The 8,771-nt window shown below is 37.9% G+C and carries 7 protein-coding genes; all 7 read right to left on the bottom strand.

Annotated elements, in window-relative coordinates:
• Nucleotides 1-747: 747 nt before the first annotated feature.
• Nucleotides 748-1,035 carry a chorismate mutase gene (locus ACG94X_RS16585; protein WP_419384776.1) on the bottom strand — a complete coding sequence of 96 codons (288 nt, stop codon included), beginning with the start codon at nt 1,033-1,035 and terminating at the stop codon, nt 748-750.
• Entirely contained in the window at nt 1,016-2,356 is a 1,341-nt protein-coding gene (locus ACG94X_RS16580; RefSeq protein ID WP_419384775.1) for a hypothetical protein, read from the bottom strand. The genes ACG94X_RS16585 and ACG94X_RS16580 overlap by 20 nt, the downstream gene beginning before the upstream one ends.
• Before the next feature lie 241 nt (nt 2,357-2,597).
• A complete protein-coding gene (gene ilvD / locus ACG94X_RS16575) occupies nt 2,598-4,427 on the bottom strand; it encodes a dihydroxy-acid dehydratase (protein ID WP_419384774.1) in 1,830 nt (609 codons plus the stop codon).
• A gap of 331 nt (nt 4,428-4,758) precedes the next feature.
• Complete coding sequence (locus ACG94X_RS16570; RefSeq protein ID WP_419384773.1) at nt 4,759-5,190, bottom strand: hypothetical protein; 432 nt, start codon at nt 5,188-5,190, stop codon at nt 4,759-4,761.
• A gap of 27 nt (nt 5,191-5,217) precedes the next feature.
• The gene (locus ACG94X_RS16565) at nt 5,218-5,652 is read right to left on the bottom strand and encodes a hypothetical protein (RefSeq protein ID WP_419384772.1); all 435 of its coding nucleotides are present in this window, start codon (nt 5,650-5,652) and stop codon (nt 5,218-5,220) included.
• 32 nt (nt 5,653-5,684) lie between these two features.
• Nucleotides 5,685-6,479 carry a trimeric autotransporter adhesin/peptidogylcan-associated protein TpgA gene (tpgA, locus tag ACG94X_RS16560; protein WP_419384771.1) on the bottom strand — a complete coding sequence of 265 codons (795 nt, stop codon included), beginning with the start codon at nt 6,477-6,479 and terminating at the stop codon, nt 5,685-5,687.
• Between the two features lie 60 nt (nt 6,480-6,539).
• Nucleotides 6,540-8,771, bottom strand: a 2,232-nt coding sequence (locus ACG94X_RS16555) for a YadA-like family protein (RefSeq protein ID WP_419384770.1), incomplete at its 5' end; no start/stop codon positions are given.

The following is an 8,771-nucleotide window of genomic DNA, read 5'->3' as shown; positions in this document are numbered from 1 at the left end:
ATCACCGCCGATGGATGTGCATTCTACAGCATTTCATTTCCAGAACAACCCCTTTTTTAACTTATTTTATAAATAACAGTTCGTCTGTTTATTTATTCTACCAAAATCGTAAAAAATTTGTTTTTTTAGCTATTTTTTAAGCATTTATATTTAAAAATCTCGCTTTAGCGAGATTTTTTATTGTTTTGGATGTATTGATTGCACTTATTCAGCAGACATAAAGCCAATTATCTGCAAAATGCTAGATTTCACTGCCATTTTCAGATAAATGTTGTGAAACAGTATTTACATCGTCAAATAGCTTAAAAGTGCTTATCTAATAAGAACGGTAAAATCACAAACACAGCATTCATTCAAACTTCTGCGTTATATTTCGACCTCTTTTTTATTAACAATAAATTTCAACTTACTGCATAGGTAAGTTATAAGGTTGAGGCAATGTTCATAGGTTAAATAATCAATTTGGATTTGACTATATGTAAATGATTGAGTTCTTATAAGGCTAAGACTCTATAAGTGATTCAATATTGAAATGTACATGGTCATCATTATAGATGGTTAAGCCTAAAGTTAAGGCATAGCAATAAAGTTCATTTTTTATTAATCGATATGCTATATCCAACAAACAATAAATATTGGATGTAGCACACTTATTATCTATATTAATTTAATGCATTTTGAGCGTACTTCATCATTAACTACACCACGCCACCAATCAATTGAAAAGTTACTAACGATGATTGTTGTTTAGGGGCGTATTTCTTTTAATTCTCTTTGAATAAAGTGTTGGATCATTTCCCGATATAAATTTTCCACTAAATCAGGATTCGTTCCGACATCTATAGCCTGTTGGCGTACTTTGTTAATAACTTGTTGTACTCGTTCAGGAGATTTCACATCTTCCGCTGTACGTTTAAAGCGCACAGCTTGATCAACATAATATTGACGTGTTGCAATGAGCTCGATAAGTTCCTGATCAAGCTGATCAATTTTCTCACGAACCTGCTCTAAGGATTCAAACTTGTCTTTTTTCATCATCTAATTCTTCATTTTCCTGTAAGGCACGTTCTTGTTGATTTTCAGATTTATATTTCTGTTCTAACACATTACTGAAAATACTTTCAATCATCCACACACGATATAAGCTATTAAATAAGTAAGTTTTTCCTTCAATACGCAATTCTAATACTGGGAAATCAGGTTGATGCTTAGCAGTACAGGCTTGATCATTCGCAATTAATAGTTCTTCAACATCAATATCACTCAGTGTTTCTATAGCTAGATCACGTTGTAATGTATTGAAATGTGGTTTGAATGATAAGTCCTGCCCTTGTGTCCAAACCGCTTGTAAAATTTCATAAATGGCATCGACACGCTGTTCTTCAGGCACGCTGTAATAAAGCTGCGCCATTTGAAGGGTACTTTCTGCTGTTGGTCGGCAAAATGGGGTAAATTTGACTTCGGTACGTTTCGACAACCGTGAAGCTAGACTCCAATCAAAAAAGTCTCGTCCGTGATAACTTAATGGATAGACATTCAATTGAATATTATAATAATTTGCCAAATCTTCTTTGATATACGCCAAAAGCAACCAACTGATCGGATCTTCTAAGGCAATATATAAATCCAATTCTGGATGCATGGCTTGAATTTCTGCAAGTTCCTCTGCATCACTTATTAAATGTTCACGCCATTCAATATGGTTGATCAAGAAAATTGGATTATCGATCAATAACTTTTGTTGTTTTAAACGGCGCGTTAAACGTAATAAGTCGTCTACTGCATGATATTTTCGTCCACCAAACTCAAAATAGCTTTCTAGAACAGGCGTATGGTCAAACACACGTTCGGGGAAATTCTGTGGTTTTTGATGATGACTTGCCATCACAAATAAAGTGCGTAATTTCCCATACTGCTGTTGCCACAACATATGAAAAACGTCTTCGAGTAAATAGAGAAAATTTGAACCTGTTAGTGGCGTATTTCTTAGAATAGTTTCCGCTTGTTGTAATGCTTCTGCTGCGGGTTGTTCTGGTTTTTCATCGTCATAACTAAAACGGTGTTGCGTCGCTAAAATTTTAGCATCATTTAAGGTATAAGTTCGCCATTCCTCTAGGGTCATACCATTGGGGGGCTCTGCAGACGTATCCGAAATAACAACTTTTAATGGTTTTAATTCATCATTAAGAATATCGTCTAATTGCGTCAATTGTTGTACAGCCAAATAACTATACACATCATCTAAACGTAAATAGATGCTTAGCCCTTGCTCCGTAGATAACACACCTTGACGGGTCGGTTTCTGATAAAACCAACTCGATCGGATTGGATCAAGCCAACGGCGTAGCAATGACATGGAATAGGCCTCGAAAAAGCACTGAATAATGGATTAAAATTTGATTGAAACTTGCTCAAGCATACCATTCATTGATTGAATATGCTGAAAAAAATTAATTCTAAATAGTCATAACAAAACCTATAACCATTTTAAGGTCAATAAATAGCTTCTAAAAATTCGATTGAATTTAAATAATTAGCTCAATAAAAAAAGCACTCAACTTGTGAGTGCTTTCCTTTTTATATGGATTGGGGCTAGCTTAAATTTCGCGTACCGCACCACGAGAAGCACTTGTGGTATGCATTGCATAGGCTTTCAGTGCTTTTGACACTTTACGAGGGCGTTCTTCCGCAGGTTTCCATCCTTTAGCATCCTGAGCTTCACGACGCGCTGCCATGGTTGCATCATCCACAGCTAAATGAATGGTACGGTTCGGAATATCAATTTCGATACGATCACCTTCTTCAACCAAACCAATCGCACCACCTTCAGCAGCTTCTGGAGACACGTGACCAATAGAAAGACCTGAAGACCCCCCAGAGAAACGACCGTCTGTAAGCAATGCACAGTCTTTACCTAAACCTTTCGATTTAAGATAACTGGTTGGGTACAACATTTCTTGCATACCCGGACCACCACGTGGACCTTCGTAACGAATCACAACCACATCACCTGCCACAATTTTGCCAGCTAGAATAGCTTCCACTGCTGCATCTTGGCTTTCAAATACGCGTGCTGTACCGTTGAATTTCAAGATTGAATCATCAACACCTGCAGTTTTTACAATACAACCATCCAATGCAATGTTACCGTAAAGTACAGCCAAACCACCGTCTTGTGAGAATGCATGTTCTGCATTACGGATAACACCATTTTCACGGTCACCATCTAAACGTGTATAGTAGCGGTTTTGTGAAAATGCAGTTTGCGTTGGTACGCCACCCGGTGCAGATTTAAAGAAGTTATACACATCTTCATCTTCTGTACGAATGATGTCCCATTTATCTAAAGCATCTTTCAGCGTCTTTTCATGTACGGTTGGTACTGAAGTATCCAATAAACCTGCACGATCTAACTCCCCAAGAATTGACATGATTCCACCTGCACGGTGTACGTCTTCCATATGTACATCTTGCTTCGCAGGTGCAACTTTACACAATACAGGCACGTTGCGTGAAAGACGGTCGATATCCGTCATAGTGAAATCGACTTCCGCTTCATGTGCAGCTGCCAATAAGTGCAATACTGTATTGGTAGAACCACCCATTGACACATCTAAAGTCATGGCATTTTCAAACGCTGCTTTGGTCGCAATTGAGCGTGGCAACAAGCTGTAATCGTTTTGTTCATAATGACGTTTGGTAATGTCAACAATCAATTGACCCGCACGTTCGAATAGTTTTTTACGGTTGGCATGCGTTGCAAGGGTTGAGCCATTACCTGGTAATGATAAACCTAAAGCTTCAGTCAAGCAGTTCATTGAGTTTGCAGTGAACATTCCTGAACAAGAACCACAGGTTGGACATGCTGAACGTTCGTATTCAGCCACTTCTTCATCTGTGAAGCTATCATCAGCTGCAACAATCATCGCATCAACAAGGTCAATGGCATGTTCATTACCACGGATTTTAATTTTACCCGCTTCCATTGGGCCGCCTGAAACAAACACTACTGGAATGTTCAAGCGCATTGCTGCCATGAGCATTCCCGGTGTGATTTTGTCACAGTTAGAAATACACACCATTGCATCTGCACAGTGTGCATTAACCATGTATTCCACTGAATCTGCAATCAAATCACGAGATGGCAATGAATAAAGCATGCCGTCATGACCCATTGCAATACCATCATCTACAGCAATGGTGTTGAATTCTTTTGCTACGCCACCTGTTGCTTCAATTTGACGTGCAACCAATTGACCTAAATCTTTTAAATGCACATGACCCGGTACAAATTGGGTAAATGAGTTGACCACCGCAATAATTGGTTTACCGAAATCTTCGTCTTTCATTCCTGTTGCACGCCATAAGCCACGTGCGCCAGCCATATTTCTTCCATGTGTCGATGTTTTTGAGCGATAGTCAGGCATTTATATTTCCAACATTATTTAAGCTGAAATGAATATCATCATTCATTCTGGCAGAATAAACTGATAGTCAGTCGAAATCTATACACATCATACTATAAGTTGTTGTGCAACAGACGTTCAAAATTAGCATGTTTTCTATACTGGTATTGTCTGTCTGTGTTTCAAAGATAAGTCTTTCATCGGTAGATGATTAAAACCAATATAAACCTATATTTATTATTACAATACAAAACTTATATGAATAATTTTTAAAAAATACATAAATTTAATTTATATGAGTAAAGGTTTTTCCAAAAAATAGCCTCCGAAGAGGCCATTTAAAAATCAGTCATTATTTTTGCTTAATCAAATATAAACTACTGCATTGCTTACCTTCAGTATCAGAACAGATCTGTGCAGTATTTTGAGAGACCCATTTCAAACCTAAACTTAAAGTTTGACCAGTAAAATCTTTCGATGCTTGGGCACATGATGCTTTTTTATTATCTGTATTCACTTTCATCGTCAGAATATCCAATGTTTTTAAATCTGTATTACGCATCACTGAAAAGTTTCCAGACATCGATTTCAATTTACTGGTGTACTGAAACTGCCCAGGTTTTTTAAATTGATAAGTTTCTGTGCATTTATTTTGAGCATTATAAATTGACCAAGTTCCCCAAAAAACATTTGCCAAAACCATTTGTTTCTTTTCAAAGGCTTGGACTTGAAATGTACAACCTAAAGCCACTGTAATTAAGGCAATTTTTTTTAGAATATTCATTTTTCATTCCTCTATAAATAATTTAAATCAGTGTTCAGGACGTAAATAGACTGGGCAATCTTTACCTAAAGGATCATTACAAAAATAAATCTGTTTATCAGATATTTTTTTTAGAAAATTAGTCGTAGATATACCGGTTTGATTCTCTGAATTACCTGCACAATCTGGTTGTTGATTATCTGTCTTAAAATTAATTACAACAGCTGGCAACTCAAAGCCTTGCCGTTTTTCAAGATAGGTATAGGTCCCTGATACGCGCTCTTTATTGCTCTGAATCAAAACTTCCCCAGATGGAAAAAACTGGTATTGTTCAATACACATTGTTCCTGACTGAACTAAACCCCAATTTTTAGTTTGTAGTAAAGTCTTTAAAGGACTCGATGCAGAAGTTGATCTAGAATCAGCAACTGCATGTGTTGTGATACTCAACATCAAACTTAAAGTAAGCCATCCTAAGCGCATATCTTCTCCAATCTCGGATAATTTAGTCTATTTTACCATGTGATATTTACGCGACGATTTGGTGCTAAGCATTCAACCAATTGAATTTTTTTCTTTGCGCCAGCGCATTGCTGATATTCATCAGTTTTATTCTTTGCCTCATATTGAATCTGACCAGCACTTACACCTTGCTGAACCAAAAGTTGAGCCACTGTATTTGCTCTGGCAACCGATAAATTTTGATTGTAATGAAATGATCCTAAACGATCGGTATAACCAACAACAGACATTTTTTTATTTCCATCTGCTTGTTTAAATTTTTCAGCGATTCTATTAATCACCTCTGGATTTTTAACACCACTTTTATCTGAGCTGTCAAAATAGAATAAAACACTTGCTGAATGGTCGGTCGATGGCAACATGTTTTGCTCTGTATCAGACTGGTTATTGATCCCCCAAGCCATCAAACCTTGGCATTGCTCACCTTTCCAGTATAAATTTTCAGATAAATAATCTTTGTTAAAATCTATACGTAATTGGCAACGTTTGTATTGGCTCGAATTAGGCTCGCGTATATCGAGTACATAATTCCATGTTTTAACTGCAAATAGACCTTCTGAAAACTGTGGCTCACCAAGAATCTGACGAATTTGATCTTTGGTTAAGTCTTTATCTAAACGTGCGACATGATCATACTCATAACGCGGCACTTGTTTTAAATAGCTTTTCTTTACATCTGGAAAATGAATGTCTGGGTTATTTTGTGTTTCGATTTCAGCAGCATGACTTAAAGACATCACTAGAACACTGAATACACTGAACAGAATCTTTTTGTTAAATGCTTTCATTTTTTATCTCTCTAAAATAAGGGAAAAAGGAAGGCCTTTAAGCCTTCCTGATCTAGTTGATTAGTCAATCACACCACTGATACCGATACGTACGCTTGGGTCGCCTTGTGATGCTGCTGCAATACCACCTGTAATCGACCAACGTCCATTATCGGCAGTTTTACGCAACGTCACACCTACAGCATTTTCGCCACCATGATAGGCAGCGCCTGCAGCGTAGGTATATTTACCTGCAATATATGGTGCAGATTCTAATGCCATTGCAGCTGCGATACCTGCATTGGCTTTTTGCTCTACATCATTAATTTTGTTATTGGTAATGCGGAAAGCATCATCAAGTTTATTGCTGACATTATCAATTTTTGTATTCAATGTTTGATCTGCTTGATTCAATGCATCAATTGCACCGCCTACATTGTCAAACTTGTTACCACCGACGTTATAACTTGGTGCAGTAAAGCTTTGGGTAATGTTGTCATAACCTGCCCCACCACCTAAGAATTTAGCCACGGTATCCAACTGACCTACATTCACAGCATCATTGGTCGCTTTACCTGCGGCAACACCTGTAACAATACGATCACCACTAGTACCTGCAACACTAACTTTCGTGCCACCTGAATCTTTGGCAACGGTTACAATGCCATCTTTATCCGTTTGTTTAACTAAACCAACAGTACCGTTATTAATGTCATTTTTGATATTGTTAATATCACCAGTATTTTGATCAACTTGCTGCTTAACATCCCACAATTGACCGCCATTCACAGCATCTTTAGAACCTTGAGCAACAGTACCATCGGCAACATTGTTCAATTGAGTTCCGTTCCCATTGTTACTAGACAATGTGACTGAATCTTTATTTGCATTGTCATACTGAACAGCATTATTAGAAACTTGATCAACTTTGTTCTGAACATCATTAATAGCTGTATCTAATTGTCCTTTATTCACGGCATCTGAAGTATTCACACCATTGGCAACATTCGTGATTGTTTTATTACCAGCATTAATACCTGCTGTTGTTACACTTGGACCGCCAGCAATGACTAAACCAGTATTACCTAACTGAACAGATTGACCAATGTTAATACCGCTGTTGTTGATAACAGTATCACCAGTAGTCAGAGAATTGACATTCAAATTATCGGCAAGTTGGACGGTAATTTTTCCAGCTTTTACTACTGTAGAGATGTTTTTATCATCACCCACAATATCAACAGCTTCTCCTAGTTTTTTCTGCACAGTTTGTCCATCTTGAGCAGTTAACCCAAAGCCTTTGTTGATTACATTTCCCGTCGTATCGCCAATCAATTGCTCAACTTGTCCTAGATTTGTAGCATCTGACTTAGCAACTGCATTTGCAACATTATTAATGGTATTACCACCTACATCTATTTTATCTGATGCAATGATCACAGTTTTACCATTCGAGCCAGTAATTGTGCTGCCATTTGCACCATAAATAGTGCTGTCACCTACGGCATTATCAACTTTCGTACCTACAGATGTCATTGTTGAGGTATTACCCGCACCATCTGTCGTTTCAACTAAAGTTAAGCCTGTGAGGTCTTTATTCAAACTGAAGTCAATAGTATTGCCTGTTTTCACAACCGCTAAATTATTTTCAGTGCTAGCAGTACCAATATCGACAGTATCACCTGCTTTAATCCCTGCACCAGCTACACCATTACTATTCAAAGTCCAACCAGCATCCAATGCACTTAAAGCTGCGCCAACATTTTTATAATCCTTACCATTTACTGCATATGTTGGTAGTGTAACTGTACCATCAGAGTTGTATGATGAGTTTCCACCTAACGCATCCACCATTGCTATGTAAGTGCCATATAGTTGGCTACCATTTACAGCATCTTTAGACGTTAAGCTAACCTCTCCTCCTTTTAAATTCGTTATCGTTGTTCCATTTGTCCCTTCAAGCGTGACCTTATCTTTTATAGCTGGATTATCGTATTTTACCGAAACACCGCTGATCTCTCCTTGTGACTTATTCAAGGCGTTAATCGCTTCATTGACACTGGTATATTTATTGCCATCAACTGATAGTGCCGTGCTGTCTAGACTAGCAATCGTATCGCCTGTCGTTTTATCAACAACATTCAGACTGCCTGTGGTGGTTAAGCCGTCTGTGTTGAGAAGGCTGTTACCTGCTGTCACGCTGTCCACATTGAGTACTTTATTCAGGGTGATCGTCGCTTTGCCTTGTTCAACCGTCGTGGTGATGTTGCTGTCGCCTAGGATCGCCAATTCGCTGCCCAATGGGTTCGTCGA

The organism is Acinetobacter psychrotolerans (genome assembly GCF_048552595.1).
Classification (GTDB): Bacteria; Pseudomonadota; Gammaproteobacteria; order Pseudomonadales; family Moraxellaceae; genus Acinetobacter.
This window is presented reverse-complemented; position numbering and strand designations above follow the sequence as displayed.

What these genes read in the sequence shown, in the direction of transcription:
- ACG94X_RS16585 (WP_419384776.1), bottom strand. Translation starts at nt 1,035, where the DNA reads ATGAAAAAAGACAAGTTTGAATCCTTAGAGCAGGTTCGTGAGAAAATT.
- ACG94X_RS16580 (WP_419384775.1), bottom strand. Translation starts at nt 2,356, where the DNA reads ATGTCATTGCTACGCCGTTGGCTTGATCCAATCCGATCGAGTTGGTTT.
- ilvD (WP_419384774.1), bottom strand. Translation starts at nt 4,427, where the DNA reads ATGCCTGACTATCGCTCAAAAACATCGACACATGGAAGAAATATGGCT.
- ACG94X_RS16570 (WP_419384773.1), bottom strand. Translation starts at nt 5,190, where the DNA reads ATGAATATTCTAAAAAAAATTGCCTTAATTACAGTGGCTTTAGGTTGT.
- ACG94X_RS16565 (WP_419384772.1), bottom strand. Translation starts at nt 5,652, where the DNA reads ATGCGCTTAGGATGGCTTACTTTAAGTTTGATGTTGAGTATCACAACA.
- tpgA (WP_419384771.1), bottom strand. Translation starts at nt 6,479, where the DNA reads ATGAAAGCATTTAACAAAAAGATTCTGTTCAGTGTATTCAGTGTTCTA.